This window comes from Neobacillus sp. NRS-1170, assembly GCF_050468025.1.
The window spans coordinates 33,563-57,724 of sequence record NZ_JBITPF010000021.1 but is presented as its reverse complement, the minus strand read 5'-3'; the positions used below and the strand labels follow the sequence as shown (position 1 = coordinate 57,724).

The following is a 24,162-nucleotide window of genomic DNA, read 5'->3' as shown; positions in this document are numbered from 1 at the left end:
TTTATTTTCGATCCTTCCATAACGGAATTAGTAATAATAGAAACGCAGCAATCACGAGATACATCCCAGTCCCAAACAGGCTGGTTGTATGGAAGTTGGCAATCGTATTGTGACCCAAAATCGGCGGGATAAAGGGATCAATTTTAATCGGTGCTTCTGGGCTTAAATTCGTTCCAAATTTTTTCAAGGCGGAATGGAGGTCAAGGACTCCGATCAGGCCGCCAATGGCAAAAATGCCAATCAATCCATAAAGAACCGACTTTTTTCGAAGCAGCGCAGTTAATAGAGTGATAGCTGCTAAGCCACCAATTAAATAAGGCAGATATTGAAGCTCAGGGAAGTTTGCTTCACTAAAGTTGGCCATTCCGATATAGTGATTCAGTCCGTTAACGATATCAATTTGCCCCTCAAGCTTATTAGGAAAAACAATGATATTAAGCCCTTCTGGATATTGCGGGGCAATGAACACCATTTTCCACCACGGGAAAAAGAGAGAGCCTGCAATCAAAATGGCTGATAACGTTAAAATTAAGGAAGAAACCACTGAAAACTTTTTACTGGTGCCAATCAAGTTAACCACTCCTAATATAGTGTTAATTAAGGAAAAGGCTAGGGTATCAATTAATCTAATTGATACCCATCACCAATGTTTAATTCTTTGGTTTTACTAGGAAGTAACCTGTCATTTCCTGGTGCAGGGCGGAACAGAAATTTGAACAGTAAAGCGGGAAGGTACCTGCTTTTTTAGCGGTAAATTCCATTGTGTTTGTCTGGCCAGGCTGTACTTCCATGTTTAAGTTATAGCTGTTGATGGCAAAGCCATGGGTAATGTCTTCATCGAAATCAATGTTTGTCAAATGGATGGTAACTTGATCACCCTCATTGACTTCAATCACATCAGGACGTTTTGCTTTCGCATCAAAGATAAACTTCGAGCGCATCGCGATTCCATATACATCGACCTTGTTTCCATTGCGGACAATTCGTGCGTCAGACTTTTTATAAACAGCGTCTTTGTTCTTTTCATCTTTAGGGTAAACGTTTATCGTCTTGATCTTATCGGCTTTAATCATTTGTGCGTAGTGCGGCTCTGGGTTAACCGGAGCAGATTGGATGACCTTCATTTTGCCGCTGATGTCGATTAACTGCATGGACTCAGGGTGTGAAGGACCAACAGACAAGTAGCTGTCTTTCGCAATTTTATTAAGTGCCACAAGGTATTTACCATCCGGTGAAACGGTGTCGCCTTCTGCGGCAACAGAGTGACCAGGTGAATATTGTACAGGTACGCGGTCTAATGTTTTACCAGTGTTTGGATCCCATTTAACAACCTCAGAAGAGATGAACATGGTTGTGTAGGCCATGCCTTTATCATCAAATTGAGTATGAAGTGGTCCAAGAGCATTTTCTGGGTTAACTTCTCTTTCCATTACAGACTTGTAGTTAAGAATCGGAATACCGTTGCGGTCCCCGGCAAAGTCTTTATTTTCAATTGCTTTAAATGCTTTTTCAAAAGAGAATACAGTCATCGTAGGTGCTAGTTTACCGGAAGCAATGAAGCGTGTGCCATCTGGCGTTACGTCAACGCCGTGAGGTGATTTCGCCACCGGAATTAAATAGATGCCGCCTTTTTGTTTTTCAGGGAAAATCATTTTTTGGCCGTTAACATCCTCATACTTGCCGTCCTTGACCATTTTCTCAAGCTCTTTCCAGTTAAAAAGAACAATATAGTCACGGTCCGCCTGTGACGCGTTAATTTCAAGGTTTGTCGTTGATTCCTCTGTATTATAAGTCGTTAATACAGCCCAATCCTTGGAGATTTTTTTACCGGCATCGGAAAGGTCGTAGGACCATGGCGGAAGCGCCACTTGGTAAGCAATATTAAGCTTTTCTTTGTTTTGATCAAACGTTACGGCACTCATGACGCCGCGGTATTTTGTGCTGTAGTCATCCAATGATTCGTATTTCGATCCAAGCGGTACAGCGAAACGAGTTGGCAGGAACATGTACTCGGTATTTTCGGTAACGAAGGCCGCACAGTGCGGACCGCTTGTGTTTGGAACTTGGATGATGTCTTTTACGGTAAAGGTTTTTAAATCCATGGCCGCCGCACGGCTGTTACCAACGTCCGTTGCAAACATGAATTTACCGTCATAGTCTCCGTTTGTTTCAGAAAAGGCAGGGTGGTGAAGGTCTCCCCATGTATAGTCACCCATTAATTTCTTGGAGTGCTCATCAAAGCCATATCCTGTTGCCGAATCTGGTGAGAATACTGGAATGGTACGAATATGACGCATCGATGGAACACCGTAAATAAACATTTGTCCAGAGTGTCCGCCAGATGCGAACAGGTAGTAGTCATCTTTTTTACCAAAAGGAACATACACCTTTTCTGCATCGCTTTTATTGCCTGCGGATGCAGCTTCCGTATTAGTCTTTGCGGAAAAATCAGCAAAGGAGATTGTCGCAGCTACGAAGCCGGCAAGTAATCCCGATGCGATTGGAATCCATTTTTTCATTGCATTACACCACCTTTTGATTATTTTGCTTCAGATGCTTGCTTAAGAAGATCAAGGACCTGCTTGCGCTCGTCATCTGTTAATGGATTTTTACCGATTACGCCTGACATAACTGCTGAAGTAGGCGCCTTTAAGAATTCCTCTATTGGCTTGCCGTGCTTGCCTTCCACATTAACAAAGGCTTGGGAAAGATCCGGTCCGACGGCGCCGCCTTTTAGATTAAGAGCTTCCACGCTGTGACAGCCAAGGCATCCTTTTTTATTAAGGATGTTATCCTCGTTTGCCGATGATGCTTTTGCGGGTTCCTCCTTAGCTTCAGTGGTTGTATTCGTTGTTTGCTTTGTATCAGCTTGAGCGGTTTGCGGCTGTTTTTCGGAGTCTCCCATGATGACTCCAAAAACAAGGTAGCCTAAACCGAAGCCAAGCAACGCGCAAATGACAAAACTTATAATGGCTTTATTCATTTTGTTTTGACCCTCCTTTTTGTCTAATGAACAACTTTATCCTACCCGCGGAGGGTTGATTAAATTGTGATGTACCTCACACCGTTTCGGATGTTTTTGAACGTTCTGTGAAAGGGCTCGCAAACCCTAGGAAAAATCGCTATTTTAAATTATTGAACGATTTGTGAATCTTAAGAATACAGAGATTTGTGACGTTGGTTGGGACATAAGGGCAAAGCGTGTGTCGGGAATCTTTCGAGGCTGAAAAAAGATATTTTGAAGTCTGAGAAAATTATTTTGTTCCACATTTATTATTATTAATAGGATAATTCATATTTTGCTAGTAAGACATTTTAGGGTGGAAATTCATCACTAAAAGCCCTTCTTTATGCCAGTGGATTAAAAATGTCTAAATTTTTTGTGTTTTTGAAATAGTATTGACATTATTCTAATACGATTATAGAATGACACTGTAATATATGAAACGATATACTTCTAATAAAGTTTAATTTGAACTTTTTCTGGTTCGGTTGTAACCGCTTCCAACTTTTGCCTCACACTAATGAAAATATGAACAATGGGTTTACATGCATCTTTTTTTGAAAGCAACAATAAGGAATAAAGGGGAGGAAAAGGAATGGCAAACAAGGAATTGAGCAGGGGTTTAAGTTCACGTCATATTCAAATGATTGCTTTGGGCGGAACGATTGGTGTAGGTCTATTTATGGGTTCTTCCAGCACAATAGGCTGGACGGGTCCATCTGTCATGCTCGCTTATGGAATTACAGGAATATTTCTATATTTAATTATGCGCGCCATGGGGGAAATGCTTTATTTGGAACCAAGTACAGGATCATTCGCAACATTTGGCTATAAGTATATCCATCCAATCGCGGGATATATGACTGCCTGGAGCAACTGGTTCCAGTGGGTAGTTGTCGGTATGGCGGAGGTTATCGCGATTGGCACCTATATGCAGTACTGGTATCCAGATCTTCCTGCATGGATTCCGGGACTTATCGCAATGGTTATTCTTGGAACAGCAAACTTTATTTCTGTTAAATCATTTGGTGAATTCGAATTTTGGTTTGCGCTAATTAAAGTAGTTACGATTGTATTGATGATTGTGGCAGGTTTTGGCTTGATTTTCTTTGGCTTTGGCAACGGCGGAGAAGCGATTGGCCTATCAAATCTCTGGAAAAACGGCGGCTTCTTTACTGGCGGCTTAAAAGGTTTCCTTTTTGCACTATCACTTGTTGTCGGTGCTTATCAAGGTGTAGAGCTTATCGGTATTACAGCTGGTGAAGCAAAAGATCCTCAGAAAACATTAAGAAACGCGATTCAAAGTACAATTTGGCGTATTCTTGTATTCTATATCGGTGCTATTTTTGTTATTGTTACTGTTTATCCTTGGGATAAGTTAACTTCACTTGGAAGCCCTTTTGTAGCAACTTTTGCAAAAATCGGTATTACAGCTGCTGCTGGAATCATTAACTTTGTTGTGATCACTGCGGCTATGTCAGGTTGTAACAGCGGTATCTACAGTGCAGGGCGCATGCTTTATACTCTTGGTGTCAATGGACAAGCTCCAAAATCGTTTGCGAAGGTTTCAAGCAACGGAGTGCCTCTAGTCGGTACAATTGGCGTACTGATCGGCCTTGGCGTTGGCGTAGTTTTAAGTTATCTGGCACCAGAAAAACTGTTTGTGTACGTCTATGCGGCAAGTGTCCTTCCTGGAATGGTTCCTTGGTTTGTCATCTTAATTAGCCAAATCAAGTTCAGGAAAGTCCATGCTGCAAAAATGGCCAGCCATCCTTTCAAGATGCCTTTTGCGCCTGTCACGAACTATCTGACAATTGGCTATTTAACTGCGGTGCTTGTCGGTATGTGGTTTAATGAAGACACTCGTGTCTCACTGATTGCAGGTATTGTCTTCCTGGCTATTGTGGTAATCAGCTATTATGCTTTCGGAATCAACAAACGTGTACCTGCTGAGCTCCAGTCAGAGGATAGGACTGATAGGGAAGCAGTGTAAATATTACGAATAAATAGGGACATTTTTTATAAAATTGTCCCTATTTTTTTTGAAAGCAGCATGTTAATAAGTCAGCGTAACATCTGTCCTAATAGAACTTGATTCTTTCAGGAATGATCAAATAATAAAAGCCGCTCTTTTTAAACATGAAGAGCGGCTTTTAATAATCAGAACAGACTTTTCAATTTAGTTAGCAAATTTATAAGTCCAAAACCGTTCATTGTTAATCCACACCATGATTTGCGGATCATGGTTTTTCAACTTCTCCTCCACATCTTTAAACATCTGCTCGGTCTGTGAGCGGTGGGCCTGAATTGCTGCGAGCTTTTTCTCTGCCACAGGGGTGATGTTGTTGATGATGTCGGCCTCGCCAAGATCCTCGACGCAATTATTTGAAAAAGCGACACAGTGTAACGTTGGCCGCGCTGCGGCAGGCAGCTTTTCAACAGCTCTTACGACAGCCGCACCGGTGGCGTCATGGTCAGGGTGAACGGAATAGCCGGGATAAAAAGTAATGATTAAGGAAGGATTTAATTCTTTAATGAGTTCTGACATGGTGTTTGTCAGCTTATCTTCATCCTCAAATTCAATTGTTTTATCACGGAAGCCGAGCATCCTGAGATCCTGAATGCCCAGAACCCGGGCAGCCTCCTGCAGTTCTTTTTTTCTGATTTTAGGAAGATTTTCCCGATTTGTAAACGGGGGATTGCCCATGTTTCGTCCCATTTCCCCTAGAGTTAAACAAGCATACGTCACCGGGGTTCCATTTTGCACATGAGTGGCAATCGTTCCGGATACTCCAAATGCCTCATCATCAGGGTGAGGGAAAACGACCAGGACTTGACGTTCTTTTTCCATTTTCATTCTCCTTTCCACATTGCTTAAGCAAATGGTGTAGTACTGATTTCCAGTGCAACAGCGAGCCTTCCTTCATTGTCGTGGCCGGCCATCAAAAGGTGATTTTCTTCATCTATTTCAAAATGTGTGATCCCTTCGGCATAAACCCAGCCGAGGTTAATTTTTAATCCAACCCGGTATGGTCCTTTGCCAGTGATTTTCCCTAATTCATAACGGACAAGGGCATTCCGGATATAGGCTCCTGCATTAAAGAAAGATTGATCTTTATGGGATGCATAGGCTCCGTTCGTTGTTTCAAGGTGAATGTAGACATCTTTATTCGCAAAATGATTAATGGCTTCTTGAACCTTTTTAATATCAACTAACTCCAAAGTTAATGTCTCCTTTCCCTTTCATACCTAATGAATATTTTTCATTAATAATGTAATCATCATACTAAAGTCTGTTAAAAAATGCGAAAAACATGCACAAAAAAGAACCGGACAATAAAGCTCCGGTTCTCCACACTATTTATTCTTAACAATCTTCGCAATACTCAGTAACGGCTCCGGCACTGCGGTACGCCCCGTGCCAGGTCGGACCAACGTATTCATTTAAGCGGAAGCCCTGTTGGATGCCCGCTGAAACAAATTGCTTCGCCACATCGACTGCTTCATAAACGGACAGACCTTTTGCCAATCCAGCCGTGACAGCAGAAGAATTCGTACAGCCTGCCCCATGAGTGAAGGTGGTCTCAATTTTAGGAGACTCGTAAATTGTGAATTCCTTCCCATCATATAAAAGATCGATGGATTTTTCTTCTGACTGAAGCTTGCTGCCGCCTTTAATGAGGACATGCTTCGCGCCTAAATCATGAATTTTCACAGCAGCATTTTTCATGTCATCAAGCGTACGCGGTGTACCTGTCCGGGCAAGCTGGCCTGCTTCAAACAGATTTGGTGTTACCACAAAGGCCCTTGGCAATAACAGCTCGCGCATGGCATCCGCTGTCTCCGGATTTAACACCTCATCTTCGCCTTTACACACCATAACAGGGTCAATCACGACGCGCCCGAGTTTGTGTTCATCCATTTTTCTTGCGGCTAATTCGATGATTTCAACCGTTCCAAGCATCCCTGTTTTCATTGCGTCGATGCCGACAGAGAGAATCGTTTCCAGCTGCTTTTCGAGGATATTCACATCAATTGGGAAAACCTCATGATGCCAATGGTTTTTCGGGTCCATTGTTACGATGCAGGTAAGGGCTGTCATTCCATATACGCCAAGCTCTTGAAATGTCTTTAGGTCAGCTTGAATCCCTGCTCCGCCGCTTGAATCTGAACCGGCAATGGTTAATACCTTATTAATTGTCATTATGTAATCAACCTCCTCATTCTAAAAAACCTCTTCTATATTATAATTCATCTTTTTAAATTTAACAGAAATCCGCAATAGTTGACAGAAAAATGATAAAAGAACCATTTTTACTATTTACAAGTTCTTAGTGTGATAAAAATTACTTTCAAATAATCAATGGAAAAGTACGATTTAAGAAACAAGCGTATAGCCAGTTTGCTGTGAAAATGTGAAATCCCTGGAAGGCCTCTCATGGTGGCAATAAAGACCATAAAGCGATCCAATTCATACAAATGAAGGGGACAACGTATCGCAAATCCAAGTTTGCGAACTGTACAACAGCTATATTAAAATGAATGATACAAGACAAAATATCGAAAAGCCCTCTGCAGCCTGGGAAAATGGGTATAACGCAGTTAGGGAACTGAAAAAAGAGGGTGCTTCATGAAAGCGGCGGCCATTATTTTATCTGGCGGGAAATCGAGCCGGATGGGCACAAATAAAGCCCTATTAAAAATAAACGAGAAAACCAATATTGAGAGAATCCGTGATACTCTTCATGACTCGTTTGATGATATCATTCTAGTAACGAATGATTCAAAACAATATGAGTTTTTGAATATAAAAATGGCGGCGGATCACTTTCCAGGCAAGGGGCCGCTCGCTGGACTGCATGCAGGTCTAACGGTAAGCGAATATGATGTGAACTTCATTGTCGCTTGTGATATGCCGTTTGTATCCGGCAGGCTTGCAGAGAAACTCGTCAGTCTGTGCGGCGAATTTGATGCAGTTGTTCCTGTCATCAACGGAAAACAGCATCCGTTATTTGCAGCGTTTAAAAAAGGTGCCGCCGAGAAAGCCGCACAATCTATCGAAACAGGAAATCTTCGCATGAAAGACCTGCTAGAGCGATTGCATGTCTTATTTGTAACGGAAAATGAGCTTAAGAACATTATTAATACCGATATTGAGCGTGTTTTTTTTAATATGAATCATCCTGAGGAATACGAAGACGCCAAAAAGTGGGCTAAAGCAGAACATTTTCCTTTGCTGTGACCGGCTCTGCTAAAATATAATGGAGGGTGACAAAATGAAAATGTATGAGATTTCAAAGGAACCGATTAATATACAAGCGGTGATTGATAAAGTGGTGCAGCGCGAAGCAGGCGCGATTACCACTTTCATCGGCACCGTCCGCGAATTAACGCATGGCAAGAAAACCTTATTTTTAATCTATGAAGCATATGAAGCGATGGCGGTTAAGAAGCTCGAGCAGATCGGTTCAGAAATAGAAGAGCGTTGGGAGGGCTCCAGCGTCGCGATTACCCACCGGGTAGGGCGCTTAGATATTACTGATGTTGCGGTCGTGATCGCGGTATCAACGCCGCACCGCGCTGATGCTTATGAAGCGAACCGCTATGCAATTGAGCGCATCAAAGAAATTGTCCCAATTTGGAAAAAAGAGCATCGGGAGGACGGCGAGGCCTGGATGGGTAATCAGCTCGAAACGGTTGCCTACCCGAGCGGCAAGCCTGAGGAGAGTGACTTGAATGAATAAAGTGTTGTTTTTTGCGCATTTACGGGATGCCGTCGGCGAAGAGTTTCTGACGGTGGATGCCAGCGGGAAAACGGTCGCTGAATTGAAAGCAGACTTGGCGGCTCGGTACGACCTGCCGCGAATGGAAACCGTCATGACTGCGATTAACGAAGAGTTTGCTTCCAATGACGAGGTCATCCGTAACGGAGATGAAATTGCTTTTATTCCGCCTGTGAGCGGCGGTTGATTGTTAGATTCACAAATAAAAGCGGCTAATTCGCAAATAAACTATGTGAATTCGCAAATAAACTAGACGGCTTTACAAATAACGTGGAAAATTCGCAAATAAAATTGCGGATTAATGCCTTTAAGTAGGCAAAAAAACTATAAATTAGTGCATTAAGCTCGCCAAAAGGCGAGTTTTCTATTAGCGGGGTGAAAAATTTGAACGATCGCTATTCACGGCAGGTCCTCTTTCCGGGCATCGGCAAAGACGGACAAGCGAAAATTAGTGAAAAACATGTTTTAATAATCGGAGCAGGGGCTCTTGGTTCAGGAAATGCTGAAGTTTTGACCCGATCCGGCGTTGGGCGGATTACCATCATCGATCGTGATTACGTCGAAGCAAGCAACCTGCAGCGGCAGCAGCTCTACACAGAAGAAGATGTGGCCGAGAAGCTTCCAAAGGCAGCTGCTGCGGAGAAATGTCTGCGAGCCATTAATTCCGATGTTGAAATCCGGGCGATCATCGGTGACGCTACCCCTGAATTGCTGGAAGAGCTCGTCACCGGTGTGGATGTAATGATTGATGCGACGGACAATTTTGAAACGCGGATGGCGATGAACGATGTATCGCAAAAATATAACGTTCCATGGATTTACGGTGCTTGTGTCGGCAGCTTTGGTATGAGTTTTTCGATTATTCCGGGGAAAACACCGTGCTTGAACTGCCTGTTGCGCAGCATTCCGCTCCAGGGGATGACCTGTGATACGGGAGGAATTATTTCTCCTGCGGTACAAATGGTCATCGCCCATCAGACGGCTGAAGCATTAAAAATGTTGGCTGAGGATTGGGAAGCAGTGCGTACATCGTTTGTCAGCTTTGATTTATGGAGAAACCAATATACGAGTTTGAAAATGTCGAAGGCGAAGTTTGCCGGCTGCTTATCCTGCAGTGAGGAGCGGACCTACCCGTATCTTGACCAGGAAAATATGACGAAAACGACAGTGCTGTGCGGCCGCGATACGGTGCAAATCCGCCCTTCCTCGGCGAGAGAGATTTCACTGGAACGGCTTGCCGGCCAACTTAGTTCACTTGGATATACTGTTAAAGGAAATCCCTATTTAGTGTCAGTAGAAATGGGTCCGGAGCGGATGGTAATTTTTCAAGACGGCCGCGCCCTTATCCACGGAACAAAGGATTTAACGCATGCGAAGTCTATTTACCAGAGAATACTAGGATGATCTCAAGCCCGCGCCTTCAATGGTACGGGTCTTTTAAATGACATAAAATGACATGTTTCACGTGGAACATGAAAATATTGTCGCAGCCCACGGTCTAATTTTTCGTAAAAAAGTCAATACTCAGGTAGAATAGAAGCGAGTCTTAATTTTGAGGTGTCAAACGTGAATATATCCATCCAAAAACTATTAGACAAAATGGAAGCAGAATTAAAGCAGGCGCAAACAGCTCAGAAGGAAGAAAGCTTGCGGGAAAAGATTTACTCTATTAAAATATTATGCGAATTGATACTGGAAGAAAAGCCTGGTATAAGGGATGCTTCATGGAATCCAGCCACTAAAGTTCAGGTCCAGCCCGTTATTACGCAGCCGGTATTTCAAAATCAGCCAGTATCACTGCAGCAGCCTAAAAAATTAGAATTAGGTAACGAAGCAAACGGAGATTCGTTATTTGATTTTTAACAGAAAAGCGGAAGCGTCTTGAACATGGTTTTATGAATCCGAGCCCATAGGCGCTGAAGCTAGACAAGAAGGGAAGGAAAATAGAAGATGAAAACCTTTATTATAATCGGTGCCATCAATGCCTTTTTGGCCGTTGCACTGGGTGCCTTTGGAGCACATGGATTAAAGGATAGACTGGATGCTCATTATTTAGATATTTGGAAAACGGGCGTAACCTATCAAATGTTCCATGCCACAGGCCTGTTAATCATTGGCCTTCTTTTAGGCAAGGTTCCAGTCAGCTCTTTGTTTAGCTGGTCCGGATGGTTAATGCTCGCGGGCATCATTTTATTTAGCGGCAGCTTGTACATATTAAGTTTGACGAAGGTAGGCGTCTTAGGAGCGATTACACCAATTGGCGGCGTTTGTTTTTTAGCAGCGTGGATTTTGATAATCGTCGGGGCGGTAAAACATTTATAAACGAAAAAAGGCATTGGACTAGGGGTCCGAATGCCTTTTTTATTTACCTTGGAGGGAACGTACCTAATTGTTGCCCGCCGCCATATGGATATTCGTACTCGATTTCTTCGGAAAAAGTAATATAGTCCACCGCTACCATTGGAATGAGGAAACGTGTACCTTTCTGTGGATCACTTAAAATGACATGGTCTCTCCCAGCTGCTTCAATGATTCCTCTAAATTCCTTGGAATTCCATGACGTGCTGCCTTCAAAGGTGGCAAAAACACTGACAAGTTTGCCTTTGTTTAAACGTAAAATATTTTCGATGTAGGATTGTTCAATTGGCAGCATGCCGGCTTGCATAGATGCCGCAGCTGCCGCTTGTTGCGGCGTTGGCGTGGCGCCCGCGCCGGCAGGCGGAAATCCTTGTTGTGTGCCAGGGTAATAAGGCTGCCCCGCCACTCCTGGCTGCCCTCCCGGAGTATAAGGCTGAAATCCTTGTGGATTGTAATATTGACTCATCTTTTTCCCTCCTAAAAATGTGGCTCAACATTCTATTCATACTCCCATAAGCCCAAATTGGTTCCTGCAGACTTTTACTAAGACTCGCTGTTTTATTAGTATGAGGGAAAGTCCTAAGATATGACTTAAGGTTTAGGCGGAAAAACAAAAAAGCTCCCAGCAGGAGCCGGGGCTTTTATGGATTAAACATGAAGGAATTTTGGTACGCGTTCTTCCTCTAACAGATTGCCGACAAAGAAAGCTCCGAATTCCCCGTAGCGCGCGCTGACTTCATCAAAACGCATTTCATAGATTAGCTTTTTAAACTGAAGTACATCTTCAGCAAATAGGGTTACGCCCCATTCGTAATCGTCAAAACCAACAGAGCCAGTTATGATTTGCTTCACCTTTCCAGCATATGTACGTCCGATCATGCCATGGCTGCGCATCATATTGCGGCGCTCTTCCATCGGCAGCATGTACCAGTTGTCACTGCCCTGGCGGCGCTTATCCATTGGATAGAAGCAAACATGCTTTGTTTTCGGAAGCGTCGGATACAGACGCGCAAGGATTTGCGGATTTTGGTATGGGTCTTCGCCGGCAGGCAAATAGTTGCTCAGTTCCACGACCGATACATAGGAATGAGCCGGAATCGTGAATTCCGCTAATTTTGTTTTGTTGAATTCGGTTTCAATTTCATTTAATTCTTCCATGGTTGGACGAAGGATCATCATCATAAAATCAGCCTTTTGGCCAACGATTGTATAAAGGGCATGGCTGCCTTCTTTGCGTTCCTGGGTGGTATTCCATTTTTCAACTAGACTTAAAAACTCGTGGATGGCCGACTGGCGTTCATCGCTCGAAAGCATCTTCCAAGTCGTCCAGTCTACCGTACGAAAATCATGCAGGCAATACCAGCCATCAAGCGTTTGTGCTGCTTCACTCATTACAATCACTCCTAAATAATCATTCTAAATAACTATAACATAGTTTGACCAACAGACGCTTTAATAAAACCTTAAAGGATATTTTTATAAAAAATAGTAAATAGTAAAGGTTAGAGTGTAATTTTTTGAAAACAAAAACATTTTGAGTGAAAACGTTCTCTGTGAGTAAAATCATTGAAATTTTAGTAAGGTAAAGTATGCTTGGTAGGTAGTTTTTTTAGGGAGGTTTGTTTTGTGAGTGATTTATTTGAAGGTTTGAAGCAAAAAATTTCCGGACGTGATGTAAAAATTGTTTTTCCAGAGGGCTTGGACGAGCGGGTTATTCGTGCGGCCGGTCGATTGGCAGAGGAAAAGCTGCTGACCCCGATTTTGGTTGGCAACATTGAACAGGTGCAAGCAAAAGCGGATGAGTTCGGTGTTTCCTTGGAAGCGGCGGAAATCTATGACCCTGCGAACTTTGCAGGAATGGATGAGCTTGTCGCGGCATTTGTCGACCGCCGCAAGGGTAAAGCGACTGAAGAGGATGCGCGAAAAATCTTGCTTGATGAAAACTATTTCGGCACGATGCTGGTGTATTTAAATAAAGCGCATGGCTTGGTCAGCGGTGCGGCCCACTCCACAGCCGATACGGTCCGCCCGGCGCTGCAAATCATTAAGACAAAGGAAGGCGTGCGGAAAACTTCCGGTGTGTTTATCATGGTCCGCGGCGATGAGAAGTATGTGTTTGCCGATTGCGCGATTAACATTGCACCGGACGCCTCAGATTTAGCGGAGATAGCTATCGAAAGTGCGAAGACGGCGGAGATGTTTGATCTTGAGCCGCGGATTGCGATGCTTTCGTTTTCAACGAAGGGATCGGCGAAGTCCCCTGAAACGGAAAAGGTTGTCGAAGCCGTTGCTGAGGCGAAGCGCCGCGATGCGTCACTCGTGCTAGATGGGGAATTCCAATTTGATGCCGCGTTTGTTCCATCTGTAGCTAAAAGCAAGGCGCCTGGTTCTGTGCTGCAGGGTGACGCGAACGTTTTTATCTTCCCGAGCCTCGAAGCTGGAAACATCGGTTACAAAATTGCCCAGCGTTTAGGCGGATTTGAAGCAGTGGGCCCGATTTTACAAGGCTTGAATAAGCCGGTTAATGACCTGTCCCGCGGCTGTAATGAAGAAGATGTCTATAAGTTGGCGTTAATTACGGCGGCGCAGGGGTTATAAATGATTTTTGGGGAGCTGGTCCGGAGGTGGGCTGGCTCTTTTTTGTGGATTGGACATTTTTGGGGCAGTATTGGACATTTTTTTGGTTAGTTTGGACAAATTTTAGGGGGTTTTGGATATTTTTTAGCCCTGATTGGACATTTTTAAAGGGTTATTGGACGTTCTTACAATATGTGGAATGTAACACCTAGTTTAATTTGATACAATTACCCTATCAAACATTCAAGGAGCTACAAAAATGGAAGGTTTAATGCGGCAGCCACAGTGGCGGGTTATTGACCAGTCTGCTATAGGCAGTCATTTTCACGCGTTACAGTCATTTGGAACCGATGATACGCTCTGTGCTTCGGTCGGAGCTGGAAAAGCGCCGGCTACTGCAAGGACATGGGTGCATCATAATACCATCGTCCTCGGCATTCAAGATACAAAACTGCCATTCTTACAAGAAGGCATTGAATTTCTCCGGAACCAGGGCTATCAGTCTATTGTAAGGAATTCCGGCGGTCTTGCCGTCGTTCTTGATGAAGGCGTCCTCAATATCTCGCTGATTTTTCCCGAGGCCGAGAAAGGGATTGATATCAATCGCGGCTATGAGGCAATGTGGCAGCTGATTCAACAAATGTTTGCCGATTTCCCTCAGCAGATTGAGGCAAGGGAAATTGTCGGATCTTATTGCCCGGGAAGTTATGACCTTAGTATCGGCGGGAAAAAGTTCGCAGGTATTTCCCAGCGCCGCCTCAAAAAAGGAGTAGCCGTTCAGATTTACCTTTGTGTCAATGGCAGCGGCAGCAATCGCGCCGAGCTGATCAGGGAGTTTTACGCAATTTCCAAACAAGGGGAACCGACCAAATTCACCTACCCTGAGATTGTCCCTGACGTAATGGCCTCATTATCTGAGCTTTATCAAACTAATTTTTCAATCGCGGATATCATGCTTCGGCTATTGAGCCAATTAAAGCAAAACAGCGATTTGCTCTACGCCGGCCAGCTCAATGAATTCGAACTCGAGCTCTTGCCTGGTTACTATCAAAGGGTCGTAGAGCGAAATGAGCAAGTAAAAAAGCCGTAAACGTTGATTTACGGCTTTTTCTAATTGGATGCTGCCATCCAACCTCTTCTCCCCGGATCGTCTTATGCCTGTCGTCCCTGGTCAAGGCGCTTCCGCTTTTCTAGTTACTCAGCTACTTTCTCTAAATTGCCATTACGGTCCATCTTGAATTTAGTAGCGGGTCTTTCTTCTTCTTCAAATAAAACAAGCTTTCTGGCGCGGTTCATGATTTTCATTAAGGTCTCGTAATCTTCTTGAATCGTTTCGGTATTTTGCTCGAGATCATCGATTTTTGCACGCATTTCCTCATTTTGCTTCCGCAGCTCAGACAATTCTCGCTTCAATCTTTCATTCTCACTTTTTAATGCTTCATTTTGCAGATTGGAATGATTGAAGTTTTGCAAGTAATCGATAACAGAATCTAGGTTGAGCCCTGTTGATTGCGGTCGGTAGGTTTGTGCTGCGGCTGGTTTTACATAAGTTTCAGCTGCCAATTCAGCGGTCATATCAGGTAATTCTCTCGAAGTCTCCACTGGTATCTCAACGGACACCGGCATTGCCTCAAACTCTTCAGTCGTAGTAACCGGCGGGCTGTAAAGCAGTTTTTTCTTGCCGCCTTGGTCTTTGCCTAAAACTCTTGACCTTTGCTTGCGCTGCTTCTTGGCTAATTGCAAGGCTTTTTCATACGTATGGCGTACGACGGCATTCCATCTGAAGCCGCAGGCTGCTGAAGTTCGGTTCAGCTTGTCGCCTACCTCTTCAAAAGCATTCAGCTGGGTGCTTCCCTCTCTTACATGTCTAAGGACAGTTTCGGCTAAAAGCAAATCATTCTCATCTGTCCATGCATCTTGACGAACTTTCATATGTTTCAACTCCTTATAAGTTTTCTCGATTTTTAAAAAAGTTCTAGTCTTAGGATGGACAAGTTTTCTAGCCTTTATACCAAAATGGTTAAAAGGATAATAGATTTTTTTAAAAGTTTAATTAATTGATTGCAAAGAATTGTACCTTGCAATGCCTGCCAAGAAAATGTAAAATACCTAAGGAGTTTAATTACGTGACTATAATGGATAAAATAATAGATAGAAGCAGATTGACCGAGAAAGGGTTGTACCAAATGTCCAATGAATTTCGTGTTTGCGACGATTGCCAGGCCGTGAATTTAAAGACATTGATCCCTCGTTTGAAAGACATCGATCCGAATGCCGAAATCAAAATCGGCTGCCAGTCCTATTGCGGACCCGGCCGGAAAAAGACCTTTGCCTTCGTTAATAACCGCCCGGTTGCCGCATTAACGGAAGAGGAATTAATGGAGAAAGTAAATAAAAAGATCAAATAATCACCTTTGACCAGTGCGCTTAAAGGTGATTTTTCTTTTCGGTTTCTGTCGAAAAATACTGGGGAAAATTGTTGTTTTTTGGGATATAATAGAAAAAAGTGATTTTTCGAAAAGGAAGGGGGAAATCGATGTCATATTCCACTGAAAAACTTACCGAAGAAAAAGTATTTAAGGATCCAGTCCACCGCTATGTCCACGTCCGGGACCAGGCGATTTGGGATCTGATTGGAACAAAGGAGTTTCAGCGGCTGCGACGGATTAAACAGCTGGGAACGACTTTTTTAACGTTTCATGGTGCAGAGCACAGCCGTTTCAATCATTCTCTCGGTGTCTATGAAATTGTCCGCCGTATCATCGATGATGTGTTTGCCGGCAGACCGGAATGGAACGATGACGAACGTCTGCTGACGCTTTGTGCTGCCCTTCTTCATGACCTCGGACATGGTCCGTTTTCCCATTCCTTTGAAAAAGTGTTCGATTTTGACCACGAGGATTTTACCCGCGCGATTATTCTAGGAGATACCGAAGTAAACAAAGTGCTTGTTAGGGTAGGACCGGATTTTCCAGAAAAAGTAGCCGAAGTCATCGCCAAGACTTCCGATAAAAAGCTGGTTGTCAGCCTGATTTCGAGCCAGATTGATGCCGACAGAATGGATTATTTGCAGCGCGATGCTTATTTTACCGGGGTCAGCTATGGCCAATTTGATATGGAGCGGATTTTGCGTGTGATGAGGCCGCGCGAAGACCAAGTCGTCATTAAAAAGAGCGGTATGCACGCTGTTGAGGATTATATTATGAGCCGCTATCAGATGTATTGGCAGGTTTATTTTCATCCAGTGTCTCGCAGCGCAGAGGTACTTTTAACGAAAATCCTCCACCGCGCTAAGCAATTGTTTGAGGAAAACTATACGTTTAAATATGACCCGATTCACTTTACCTCCATCTTTCATGAGCAAGTGACATTAGAAGACTATTTAAAATTAGATGAATCTGTTATTTTATATTATTTTCAAATTTGGCAGGAGGAAGCAGATCCGATATTAAGCGACCTTTGCCGCCGGTTTGTCAATCGCAATCTGTTCAAGTATGCGGAATTTGACCCTGCGAAGGAATATAAAAAGCTCGCTGAACTGACGCGCCTTTTTGAAAAAGCAGGGATTGACCCTGAGTATTACTTAGTTGTCGATTCGTCTTCGGATTTACCTTACGATTTTTATCGTCCAGGTGAAGAGGAAGAACGGCTTCCGATTCATTTGCTGATGCCGAATGGGGAGTTAAAGGAGCTATCCAGGGAGTCTGAAATCGTAGATGCGATTTCCGGGAAGAGAAGAACGGACCATAAGCTCTATTACCCGGCCGATTTCCTCAAGGATGACTCTGGTGATGTGAATATAAAAAAGCAAATTCGTGCCCTTTTAGAAATATAAGACTGTTTTGGGTGCCTGACACCCAAATGGAGTAGGAGTTGACGAACGTTGTTAAAAGATCATGCTAAGCTGATGCAGGCGATCCTTGTTTCCGGTGAAATTGTCGGAAGAAAGAAGCTGCAGAAGATGATATATATTGCGAAAAAAGTTGATTTCCCTTTTCAGGAGCGCTTCCAGTTTCATTTTTATGGGCCCTATTCGGAGGAATTGACAACGCGTGTGGAAGAGCTTTGTAATATGGGTTTTCTAAATGAAGTACGGGAGAAAAAAGGCGGCTATTTTCAATATCGCTATACATTGACCGATGCGGGGAAAGAGTTTCTGAGCTTAAATGACGTGGACATGCCGTTTTTGCAGGAGTGCCTTATCGATATGAATGACCAGAATGCTAGATTCCTTGAGCTGGTTTCAACGGTTTTATATTTTGATAATCTTCCAAAGGAAGAAGTTACAAACAAGGTGTTCACCTTAAAAAGCAGCCAGCGCTACACCGAAGCAGAAATCGATGACGCTTATCAATATATTGAAGCGTTAAAGGTGAAAATACAATAAAAGAAAACGCTTGGACCAATTCAAAGTCCAAGCGTTTTCTTTTGGGTACCAGTGTCCGTTGTGAGCGGACAAATGTCTACGGATGGTGCCTGACACCAACGTTGACACCAACATTTTTATTTGTCGTTGAAGCGGACGCCGCCGGTTGCGTAGTGATTTTTGCTCATTTCTTCGATGAAGATGGTGATGTTTTCTTTTGGTGCGCCGGTTGTTTCGCTGACAGCGGCGGTTACCTTTTCGACAAGCGCACGCTTTTGGTCTTCTGTACGTCCTTCGAGCATTTTTACTGTAACGTATGGCATTGATATTACCTCCTTTTCATCATAACTTATAGTAGTGTTCCACAAATATTGAAAAAGTGCAATAACAGCGGTCACTTTTGGTTTTCTTTTTCCAAGCGGTTTCATGTATACTTAAAGGAAATAGACAGAGAGAACGGCATCAAAAGGAGGAGAGGCAGGATGGAAGCATTAGAAGGATTTCTTAGGTATCCGCTAAGTCTGATTCCCTATGTAGTGATTACCCTGGCGGTGGCCTTTACGGTCCATGAATTTGCTCATGCATTTGTGGCCTATAAATTCGGGGATCAAACGGCGAAAAAACAAGGGCGCCTCACGTTGAATCCGTTCAAGCATCTGGATCCAATCGGAACCCTTCTCATTTTTATTGCCGGCTTTGGCTGGGCCCGCCCTGTACCGGTGAATCGCTTTTTCTTTAAAAAGCCGCGCCTGGCAAGCATACTCGTCTCAGCTGCCGGTCCGCTTAGCAATTTGATTTTGGCCGTGATGGGCTTTATCGTCGGCTACGGGTTAAGCCGCTTTGGCATCGCGACATCGGAAGTCATTGATAATTTCATCAATATTTTTATCAACCTGAATATTGTCTTGTTCGTTTTTAACCTCCTTCCGTTCCCGCCGCTTGACGGCTACCGAATCATTGAGGACTTGGCGCCTAATGATGTCCGGGCAAAAATGACACAATATGAACAGTACGGCGCACTGATTTTTTTAATACTAGTGATTACACCGCTTGGCCGATATACGATTCAACCTATTATGAATAACCTGATCCCTTGGGTAACAGAGGGATTAAGCCATTTCTTTTATACATTGTTTTTTTAGAGGAGGAAATCGCATCAATGGAAGAGAATAAGAAAAAACTTGGCTTTAATATTATAAAAAAAGACCCTTTAGACGGGCATAAAGGCTTTGGGAAGGGCGCGTTAACCCTTGATAATGTTTCACCGGTCATTATTGATGTTGAGGCAGGCGAAGCCGAGATCGATGTCGGTGCCATGCATGCCCGCAGTGCTGTTGAAAAAGGGATTAAATTTTTGCCGAATAAAGAGGAAGTACCAAACGGTAAGCCATATTGGCTCATCTGGGTCACAATTGACCGCAGTGAAGCAGGGCCTTATTATGCCGGCGTGACCGCCTGTTTTATGACAGTGGACAGAGAAATCCGCCGCGGCTACAAGTCCCTTCCAGAGCATGTCAACCGCATGGATAAGTCCTTAAAGCGCCATATCATAGTAGAGGATATGGACCTGAAATCGAAAAAAGTATTAGCGGACTTTCTCCTCGCTCACAATGAGGTATTTTGGAATAATTCATCCGAGGATTTGAAAAAAGGTTTATTAGCAGAATAAATATTTTTAACTTGTAGTTTTGTTAAAAAATAGGTAGTATTATAAACAGTGTGTAAGCACTGTAAAACTAGGACAAGAAAAGCTCCGGAGCGATCCGGAGCTTTTCTAATTATCCTAGTAAAATTTAATTACCCCACGGCATAATCTTCTTGTACCAAGGTGTTTTCTTAGTTTTCTTTTTGGCAGCCGGGCTTTCATCGGCATGTTTTAAATGCTCGGTGCAATATTCCTTCGGCTCTGTTCCTTCGACAAAGTAGGTGAAGCGGCGGACAGGGCAATCATCCGTTGCCAGCTTGCCATTCTCTGGGTCGACATATACACCGATAACGCCGTCCTTCGGTGGCTTAAAGGCTTTTACAGGTTTGCCTGATAAGGCTTCCTCCATAAAATTTGCCCATATATTTTTCGCGTATGTTTTTTCAGCGGTAAGCTCGAGCGGCTTACCGACATCATACCCCGCCCAAACGGCCGTGACAAGCTGCGGCGAATACCCAATCATCCAGCTGTCCGTCTCCGTGGAACCTGATTTCCCGGCATATGGCCGAGTAAGGTCTTTAATAACAGTGCTGCCGGTAACCTTGGCATAGCCGTTTAGCTTCGGATCGAAGATGCCTGTCAGCATTTGCGTCATGACGAACGCCTTTGCAGGGTCTAGTACTTTTTCGGACTGACTTTCTCTTTCAAAAATCACATTTCCATTATAATCTTCTACTCTCGTAATTAAGATCGGCTGAACCTTTTTGCCGCCATTTGCAAACATGCTATAGGCATTGGCCATTTCAATTACACGTACACCAGAAGTACCTAAGGCCAGCGATGGAACCTGATTCATTTTCGTGGAAAGGCCAAATTTTCGGGCCATTTCGATTAACGTACCTTCTCCTAAAAATAAGTGTGTTTTAACGGCAAAAATATTATCTGAAACAGCCAGCGCCTGTGCCAGCGTGATTTCGCCGTCCGCATACTTGTTGTTAAAATTATGCGGCGTATAATCAGGTGTCCCGTCATCAAAATGGAAAGTGGTAAACTCACTTCTCATCGTTGAGGACGGCGTAAAGCCATTTTCAAGGGCGGCGTAATAGAGCAGCGGCTTGATCGTCGAACCAGGCTGTCTGATCGCTTGAACGGCGCGATTAAAGGGACTTTTTTCATAATCCCTGCCGCCGACCATCGCTTTGACGTATCCGTTTTTCGGATCCATCGCCACAAGGCCGACCTGAATTTCCGAAGTGTTGGCCACATAGTTGTTAACCTGGCTTTCGGCCGCTTTTTGATCCTTTAGATTTAGTGTCGTAAAGACCTTTAAACCTCCAAGGGCAATCGTACGTTCATTTAAATGAAGCTGGTTCTTTAACGCATTTTTAACAGCATCCTGAAAATAAGGCGCCACCTTCACTTTTTGTGTTTTGTGAACGCCGACTAAGGCGAGCGGCTGCTGGGCCGCAATATGTGCTTTATTTTTCGAAATGTATCCGTTGTTAACCATGCTTTGCAAGATGATCGCCTGGCGGTTCTTCGCATTTTTCATAGAAGCGAGCGGTGAGTAATAGCCTGGCCCCTTTGGAATTCCAGCGAGCATGCTAGCTTCTGCAAGAGTTAATTCGGATGCTTTTTTGCCAAAATAATATTGGCTGGCCGCTTCGACACCATAAGCCCCGTTGCCATAATAAATCGTATTTAAATAGCCTTCGAGAATATCCTTTTTTGAATAATTCATTTCAAGGCGGATCGTATAGAAAGCCTCAAGCATTTTCCGCTTCCATGTTTTATCGTGCTCAAGAAAAAGGTTACGGGCATATTGCTGGGTGATGGTGCTTGCGCCCTGCACCTTAGCAAATGCCTGAACATCGGCAATCACGGCACCGGCAATCCGTTTAAAATCAAAGCCATGATGCTCGTAAAAATTTTTATCCTCAATCGATACCGTCGCATTCACGAGGTCTGGTGAAATATCCTTCATGCCAACCCAGTAGCGTTTTTGACCATTGTTACTTTCGCCGATTAACGTGCCATCTTCGGCGAAAAATAACGTTGATTGCGGAACAGCCAGCGGCGGCGCTCCCAATATTTTGGCATAGCCAAGGATGCCGAGGAAGAGAATGAGCATACAAATCATGCCGATCAAACTGATGAAGATAAGAGCACGCAAATATTTAATTGTTTTTCGAAACCCGTGATTAGTCATGATTTCCATTTCGTTCACTCCCTTTCCACTTTTTGAAAAAATAGATAGTAATAGTATTGAAAAAATAGAGTCGTTTTAAACATTTCCCATCGAAAAATGAAATATTTTCTTTAAAATTGCTAGACTTTTTTTTCTGGTTGTATTTCAATAGGTTGGGTAGTATAAAAATTAGAGGCAATTGTATGAAAATGATATGGAAGGAAGATGAACATGGCCATTTGGTTCACGGAGAAGCAAACCGAAAACTTCGGTATCACCATGAAAGTTAATAAAACCTTACATACAGAGCAAACAGAATTCCAAAAGTTAGATATGATTGAAACAGAAGAATGGGGCAACATGCTTTTGCTTGACGACATGGTTATGACGTCTGTGAAGGATGAATTTGTTTACCATGAAATGGTGGCGCATATTCCATTGTTCACTCATCCCAATCCTGAGAACGTTTTGGTTGTCGGCGGTGGCGACGGCGGCGTTATCCGTGAAGTATTGAAGCACCCAAGTGTGAAGAAAGCGACGCTTGTTGATATTGATGGAAAAGTGATTGAGTATTCTAAGAAGTTTCTTCCGGAAATTGCTGGCATGTTAGAGGATCCGCGTGTAGATGTACGTGTGGACGATGGCTTTATGCATATTGCTAAGAGCGAAAATGAGTATGATGTCATTATGGTTGACTCAACAGAGCCGGTAGGACCAGCGGTAAATCTATTTACAAAAGGCTTCTACGCTGGAATTTCTAAGGCATTAAAAGAAGACGGTATTTTCGTGGCGCAGTCTGACAACCCATGGTTCAAGGCCGATTTAATCCGCAACGTGCAGCGCGACGTTCGCGAAATCTTCCCAATCACACGTTTGTATGTTGCGAATATCCCAACATACCCAAGCGGTTTATGGGCATTTACAATTGGTTCGAAGAAATACGATCCATTAGAAGTCAGCGAGGACCGCTTCCACGAAATCGAAACGAAATACTACACAAAAGAACTTCACAAAGCAGCGTTCGTGCTGCCTAAGTTTGTTGGGGATTTGTTGAAGTAAAAACGGCGGGGGACCAGACTGTTTAGGTTCTAAGGGACAAAACAGGTTAAAAAAACCAGAGAAATGTCCCATAGAGGGATTCAATGTGAAATATATATAAAGTGAGGAATGCTTAGATGCGTTTTGATGAGGCTTATTCGGGCAATGTGTTTATTAAGAGTCATCCCAGTTATGAGGAGAGCCAGGTTGTATTGTACGGGATGCCGATGGATTGGACGGTGAGCTACCGTCCGGGGTCACGTTTTGGCCCGGCCCGTATCCGCGAGGTGTCGATTGGTCTAGAGGAGTACAGTGCTTATCTTGACCGCGAACTTGAAGAGGTAAAATATTTTGATGCCGGTGATATTCCACTTCCGTTTGGAAATCCACAGCGAAGCATTGATATGATTGAAGAATATGTGGACCAGCTTCTGGCTGCGGGCAAGTTCCCGCTTGGCATGGGAGGAGAGCATTTAGTATCTTGGCCAGTTATGAAAGCTGTCTATAAGAAATACCCCGATTTAGCAATTATCCATTTTGATGCGCATACAGATTTGCGTGAGCACTATGAAGGCGAGCCGTTGTCACATTCGACGCCGATCCGCAAGATTGCGGAACATATCGGACCGCAAAATGTCTATTCATTCGGAATCCGTTCCGGGATGAAGGAAGAGTTTGAGTGGGCGAAGCAAAACGGCATGCATATTTCCAAATTTGAAGTGCTGGAGCCGCTTAAAGAAATCCTGCCTCAGCTTGCAGGTCGTCCGGTATATGTTACGATTGATATCGATGTCTTGGATCCAGCTCATGCGCCTGGAACAGGTACGGTCGATTGTGGTGGAATCACTTCAAAAGAACTGCTTGCCTCCATTCATGAGATTGCTCGTTCTGAAGTGAAGGTTGTCGGCGGTGACCTTGTAGAGGTTGCTCCAATTTACGACCCATCCGAACAAACCGCTAACACCGCGAGCAAACTAATCCGCGAAATGATTCTTGGCTGGGTCAAATAATAATCATTATAATGTGGTGCCTGACACCAAACTAAAATGATTCTAATGTGGTGCCTGACACCAATCTATAATCATTCTAATGTAGTTCCGTAGTGCCTGTCCCATTGGGGCGGGCATCTTTTGATTTGTACCGTTTCAATGTTTATAATAGGTAAAGTATGCAGTAAAAGAGTACGGTCAATGATGTAGACTA

The 24,162-nt window shown here is 43.6% G+C and carries 27 protein-coding genes; 16 read left to right on the top strand and 11 right to left on the bottom strand.

All coding sequences use genetic code 11. The features are described 5' to 3' along the window. Position 1 precedes the first annotated feature (1 nt). The 3 genes from ACIFOT_RS08675 to ACIFOT_RS08665 all read right to left on the bottom strand — a co-directional run bounded on the left by ACIFOT_RS08675 (position 2) and on the right by ACIFOT_RS08665 (position 2,983). The gene (locus tag ACIFOT_RS08675; protein WP_430063920.1) at positions 2-571 is read right to left on the bottom strand and encodes a hypothetical protein; all 570 of its coding nucleotides are present in this window, start codon (positions 569-571) and stop codon (positions 2-4) included. 79 nt (positions 572-650) lie between these two features. Further along, positions 651-2,519 carry a Sec-dependent nitrous-oxide reductase gene (nosZ, locus tag ACIFOT_RS08670; RefSeq protein ID WP_430063919.1) on the bottom strand — a complete coding sequence of 623 codons (1,869 nt, stop codon included), beginning with the start codon at positions 2,517-2,519 and terminating at the stop codon, positions 651-653. Positions 2,520-2,539: 20 nt separating this feature from the next. Beyond that, positions 2,540-2,983, bottom strand: coding sequence for a cytochrome C (locus tag ACIFOT_RS08665; RefSeq protein ID WP_430063918.1), 444 nt, complete (start codon positions 2,981-2,983; stop codon positions 2,540-2,542). 616 nt (positions 2,984-3,599) lie between these two features. On the opposite strand from ACIFOT_RS08665, the gene ACIFOT_RS08660 reads away from it, so the two are divergent. Continuing rightward, positions 3,600-4,997 (top strand): amino acid permease, encoded by a 1,398-nt coding sequence (locus tag ACIFOT_RS08660; RefSeq protein WP_430063917.1) that lies wholly within the window; start codon positions 3,600-3,602, stop codon positions 4,995-4,997. Between the two features lie 186 nt (positions 4,998-5,183). Here the strand turns inward: ACIFOT_RS08660 and bshB2 are convergent, their stop codons facing one another. From bshB2 to pdxK, 3 genes are all read right to left on the bottom strand, one after another. Then, on the bottom strand, positions 5,184-5,855 hold the full coding sequence (gene bshB2, locus ACIFOT_RS08655; protein ID WP_430063916.1) for a bacillithiol biosynthesis deacetylase BshB2: 672 nt from the start codon (positions 5,853-5,855) through the stop codon (positions 5,184-5,186). Between the two features lie 23 nt (positions 5,856-5,878). Beyond that, on the bottom strand, positions 5,879-6,226 hold the full coding sequence (locus ACIFOT_RS08650) for a YojF family protein (RefSeq protein WP_430063915.1): 348 nt from the start codon (positions 6,224-6,226) through the stop codon (positions 5,879-5,881). A gap of 145 nt (positions 6,227-6,371) precedes the next feature. Beyond that, complete coding sequence (pdxK, locus tag ACIFOT_RS08645) at positions 6,372-7,208, bottom strand: pyridoxine/pyridoxal/pyridoxamine kinase (protein WP_430063914.1); 837 nt, start codon at positions 7,206-7,208, stop codon at positions 6,372-6,374. 426 nt (positions 7,209-7,634) lie between these two features. On the opposite strand from pdxK, the gene mobA reads away from it, so the two are divergent. From mobA to ACIFOT_RS08615, 6 genes are all read left to right on the top strand, one after another. Beyond that, positions 7,635-8,246, top strand: a complete 612-nt coding sequence (mobA, locus tag ACIFOT_RS08640; protein WP_430063913.1) for a molybdenum cofactor guanylyltransferase — start codon at positions 7,635-7,637, stop codon at positions 8,244-8,246. A 34-nt stretch (positions 8,247-8,280) separates the two neighbouring features. Then, positions 8,281-8,748, top strand: a complete 468-nt coding sequence (locus ACIFOT_RS08635) for a molybdenum cofactor biosynthesis protein MoaE (protein WP_430063912.1) — start codon at positions 8,281-8,283, stop codon at positions 8,746-8,748. Next, positions 8,741-8,974, top strand: coding sequence for a molybdopterin converting factor subunit 1 (gene moaD, locus ACIFOT_RS08630; RefSeq protein WP_430063911.1), 234 nt, complete (start codon positions 8,741-8,743; stop codon positions 8,972-8,974). The genes ACIFOT_RS08635 and moaD overlap by 8 nt, the downstream gene beginning before the upstream one ends. A gap of 197 nt (positions 8,975-9,171) precedes the next feature. After that, entirely contained in the window at positions 9,172-10,191 is a 1,020-nt protein-coding gene (locus ACIFOT_RS08625) for a thiazole biosynthesis adenylyltransferase ThiF (RefSeq protein WP_430063910.1), read from the top strand. Positions 10,192-10,353: 162 nt separating this feature from the next. Next, positions 10,354-10,650 carry a YwdI family protein gene (locus ACIFOT_RS08620; protein ID WP_430063909.1) on the top strand — a complete coding sequence of 99 codons (297 nt, stop codon included), beginning with the start codon at positions 10,354-10,356 and terminating at the stop codon, positions 10,648-10,650. An 87-nt stretch (positions 10,651-10,737) separates the two neighbouring features. Beyond that, a complete protein-coding gene (locus ACIFOT_RS08615; RefSeq protein ID WP_430063908.1) occupies positions 10,738-11,109 on the top strand; it encodes a DUF423 domain-containing protein in 372 nt (123 codons plus the stop codon). A 43-nt stretch (positions 11,110-11,152) separates the two neighbouring features. Here the strand turns inward: ACIFOT_RS08615 and gerQ are convergent, their stop codons facing one another. Together gerQ and hemQ are read right to left on the bottom strand one after the other, a co-directional pair. Further along, positions 11,153-11,611, bottom strand: coding sequence for a spore coat protein GerQ (gene gerQ, locus ACIFOT_RS08610; RefSeq protein ID WP_430063907.1), 459 nt, complete (start codon positions 11,609-11,611; stop codon positions 11,153-11,155). Positions 11,612-11,793: 182 nt separating this feature from the next. Next, a complete protein-coding gene (gene hemQ / locus ACIFOT_RS08605) occupies positions 11,794-12,537 on the bottom strand; it encodes a hydrogen peroxide-dependent heme synthase (protein ID WP_430063906.1) in 744 nt (247 codons plus the stop codon). 234 nt (positions 12,538-12,771) lie between these two features. On the opposite strand from hemQ, the gene pta reads away from it, so the two are divergent. Then, positions 12,772-13,743: a phosphate acetyltransferase gene (gene pta, locus ACIFOT_RS08600; protein WP_430063905.1), complete on the top strand. Its 972-nt coding sequence runs from the start codon at positions 12,772-12,774 to the stop codon at positions 13,741-13,743. Positions 13,744-13,981: 238 nt separating this feature from the next. After that, positions 13,982-14,812 carry a lipoate--protein ligase family protein gene (locus ACIFOT_RS08595; RefSeq protein ID WP_430063904.1) on the top strand — a complete coding sequence of 277 codons (831 nt, stop codon included), beginning with the start codon at positions 13,982-13,984 and terminating at the stop codon, positions 14,810-14,812. A gap of 104 nt (positions 14,813-14,916) precedes the next feature. Here the strand turns inward: ACIFOT_RS08595 and ACIFOT_RS08590 are convergent, their stop codons facing one another. Then, positions 14,917-15,654 (bottom strand): RsfA family transcriptional regulator, encoded by a 738-nt coding sequence (locus tag ACIFOT_RS08590; protein WP_430063903.1) that lies wholly within the window; start codon positions 15,652-15,654, stop codon positions 14,917-14,919. A 254-nt stretch (positions 15,655-15,908) separates the two neighbouring features. Here ACIFOT_RS08590 and ACIFOT_RS08585 point away from each other — a divergent pair, with 254 nt between their 5' ends. The 3 genes from ACIFOT_RS08585 (at position 15,909) to ACIFOT_RS08575 (ending at position 18,109) form a co-directional block, all read left to right on the top strand. Continuing rightward, positions 15,909-16,130 (top strand): DUF1450 domain-containing protein, encoded by a 222-nt coding sequence (locus ACIFOT_RS08585; protein ID WP_289986904.1) that lies wholly within the window; start codon positions 15,909-15,911, stop codon positions 16,128-16,130. A 128-nt stretch (positions 16,131-16,258) separates the two neighbouring features. Continuing rightward, a complete protein-coding gene (locus ACIFOT_RS08580; protein WP_430063902.1) occupies positions 16,259-17,557 on the top strand; it encodes an HD domain-containing protein in 1,299 nt (432 codons plus the stop codon). Positions 17,558-17,605: 48 nt separating this feature from the next. Further along, positions 17,606-18,109: a YwgA family protein gene (locus ACIFOT_RS08575; protein ID WP_430063901.1), complete on the top strand. Its 504-nt coding sequence runs from the start codon at positions 17,606-17,608 to the stop codon at positions 18,107-18,109. 116 nt (positions 18,110-18,225) lie between these two features. On the opposite strand, the gene ACIFOT_RS08570 is transcribed toward ACIFOT_RS08575, so the two are convergent. Then, positions 18,226-18,411: a 2-hydroxymuconate tautomerase gene (locus tag ACIFOT_RS08570; RefSeq protein WP_430063900.1), complete on the bottom strand. Its 186-nt coding sequence runs from the start codon at positions 18,409-18,411 to the stop codon at positions 18,226-18,228. A gap of 159 nt (positions 18,412-18,570) precedes the next feature. Between ACIFOT_RS08570 and ACIFOT_RS08565 the strand changes: the two genes are divergently transcribed. Continuing rightward, positions 18,571-19,230, top strand: a complete 660-nt coding sequence (locus tag ACIFOT_RS08565; RefSeq protein ID WP_430063899.1) for a site-2 protease family protein — start codon at positions 18,571-18,573, stop codon at positions 19,228-19,230. 17 nt (positions 19,231-19,247) lie between these two features. Next, positions 19,248-19,757, top strand: a complete 510-nt coding sequence (locus ACIFOT_RS08560; RefSeq protein ID WP_430063898.1) for a YwhD family protein — start codon at positions 19,248-19,250, stop codon at positions 19,755-19,757. Positions 19,758-19,881: 124 nt separating this feature from the next. On the opposite strand, the gene ACIFOT_RS08555 is transcribed toward ACIFOT_RS08560, so the two are convergent. Next, a complete protein-coding gene (locus ACIFOT_RS08555; protein WP_430063897.1) occupies positions 19,882-21,951 on the bottom strand; it encodes a transglycosylase domain-containing protein in 2,070 nt (689 codons plus the stop codon). 201 nt (positions 21,952-22,152) lie between these two features. On the opposite strand from ACIFOT_RS08555, the gene speE reads away from it, so the two are divergent. Both speE and speB read left to right on the top strand, forming a co-directional pair. Beyond that, positions 22,153-22,980, top strand: coding sequence for a spermidine synthase (speE, locus tag ACIFOT_RS08550; RefSeq protein WP_430063896.1), 828 nt, complete (start codon positions 22,153-22,155; stop codon positions 22,978-22,980). A gap of 116 nt (positions 22,981-23,096) precedes the next feature. Beyond that, entirely contained in the window at positions 23,097-23,969 is an 873-nt protein-coding gene (speB, locus tag ACIFOT_RS08545) for an agmatinase (RefSeq protein ID WP_430063895.1), read from the top strand. Positions 23,970-24,162 lie beyond the last annotated feature (193 nt).

Coding starts and splice junctions, on each gene's coding strand:
- nosZ (WP_430063919.1), bottom strand. CDS start 2,519: ATGAAAAAATGGATTCCAATCGCATCGGGATTACTTGCCGGCTTCGTA.
- ACIFOT_RS08635 (WP_430063912.1), top strand. CDS start 8,281: ATGAAAATGTATGAGATTTCAAAGGAACCGATTAATATACAAGCGGTG.
- bshB2 (WP_430063916.1), bottom strand. CDS start 5,855: ATGGAAAAAGAACGTCAAGTCCTGGTCGTTTTCCCTCACCCTGATGAT.
- ACIFOT_RS08570 (WP_430063900.1), bottom strand. CDS start 18,411: ATGCCATACGTTACAGTAAAAATGCTCGAAGGACGTACAGAAGACCAA.
- ACIFOT_RS08560 (WP_430063898.1), top strand. CDS start 19,248: ATGGAAGAGAATAAGAAAAAACTTGGCTTTAATATTATAAAAAAAGAC.
- gerQ (WP_430063907.1), bottom strand. CDS start 11,611: ATGAGTCAATATTACAATCCACAAGGATTTCAGCCTTATACTCCGGGA.
- hemQ (WP_430063906.1), bottom strand. CDS start 12,537: ATGAGTGAAGCAGCACAAACGCTTGATGGCTGGTATTGCCTGCATGAT.
- ACIFOT_RS08565 (WP_430063899.1), top strand. CDS start 18,571: ATGGAAGCATTAGAAGGATTTCTTAGGTATCCGCTAAGTCTGATTCCC.
- ACIFOT_RS08595 (WP_430063904.1), top strand. CDS start 13,982: ATGGAAGGTTTAATGCGGCAGCCACAGTGGCGGGTTATTGACCAGTCT.
- speE (WP_430063896.1), top strand. CDS start 22,153: ATGGCCATTTGGTTCACGGAGAAGCAAACCGAAAACTTCGGTATCACC.
- ACIFOT_RS08590 (WP_430063903.1), bottom strand. CDS start 15,654: ATGAAAGTTCGTCAAGATGCATGGACAGATGAGAATGATTTGCTTTTA.
- moaD (WP_430063911.1), top strand. CDS start 8,741: ATGAATAAAGTGTTGTTTTTTGCGCATTTACGGGATGCCGTCGGCGAA.
- ACIFOT_RS08580 (WP_430063902.1), top strand. CDS start 16,259: ATGTCATATTCCACTGAAAAACTTACCGAAGAAAAAGTATTTAAGGAT.
- ACIFOT_RS08665 (WP_430063918.1), bottom strand. CDS start 2,983: ATGAATAAAGCCATTATAAGTTTTGTCATTTGCGCGTTGCTTGGCTTC.
- mobA (WP_430063913.1), top strand. CDS start 7,635: ATGAAAGCGGCGGCCATTATTTTATCTGGCGGGAAATCGAGCCGGATG.
- ACIFOT_RS08585 (WP_289986904.1), top strand. CDS start 15,909: ATGTCCAATGAATTTCGTGTTTGCGACGATTGCCAGGCCGTGAATTTA.
- ACIFOT_RS08660 (WP_430063917.1), top strand. CDS start 3,600: ATGGCAAACAAGGAATTGAGCAGGGGTTTAAGTTCACGTCATATTCAA.
- pdxK (WP_430063914.1), bottom strand. CDS start 7,208: ATGACAATTAATAAGGTATTAACCATTGCCGGTTCAGATTCAAGCGGC.
- speB (WP_430063895.1), top strand. CDS start 23,097: ATGCGTTTTGATGAGGCTTATTCGGGCAATGTGTTTATTAAGAGTCAT.
- ACIFOT_RS08615 (WP_430063908.1), top strand. CDS start 10,738: ATGAAAACCTTTATTATAATCGGTGCCATCAATGCCTTTTTGGCCGTT.
- ACIFOT_RS08555 (WP_430063897.1), bottom strand. CDS start 21,951: ATGGAAATCATGACTAATCACGGGTTTCGAAAAACAATTAAATATTTG.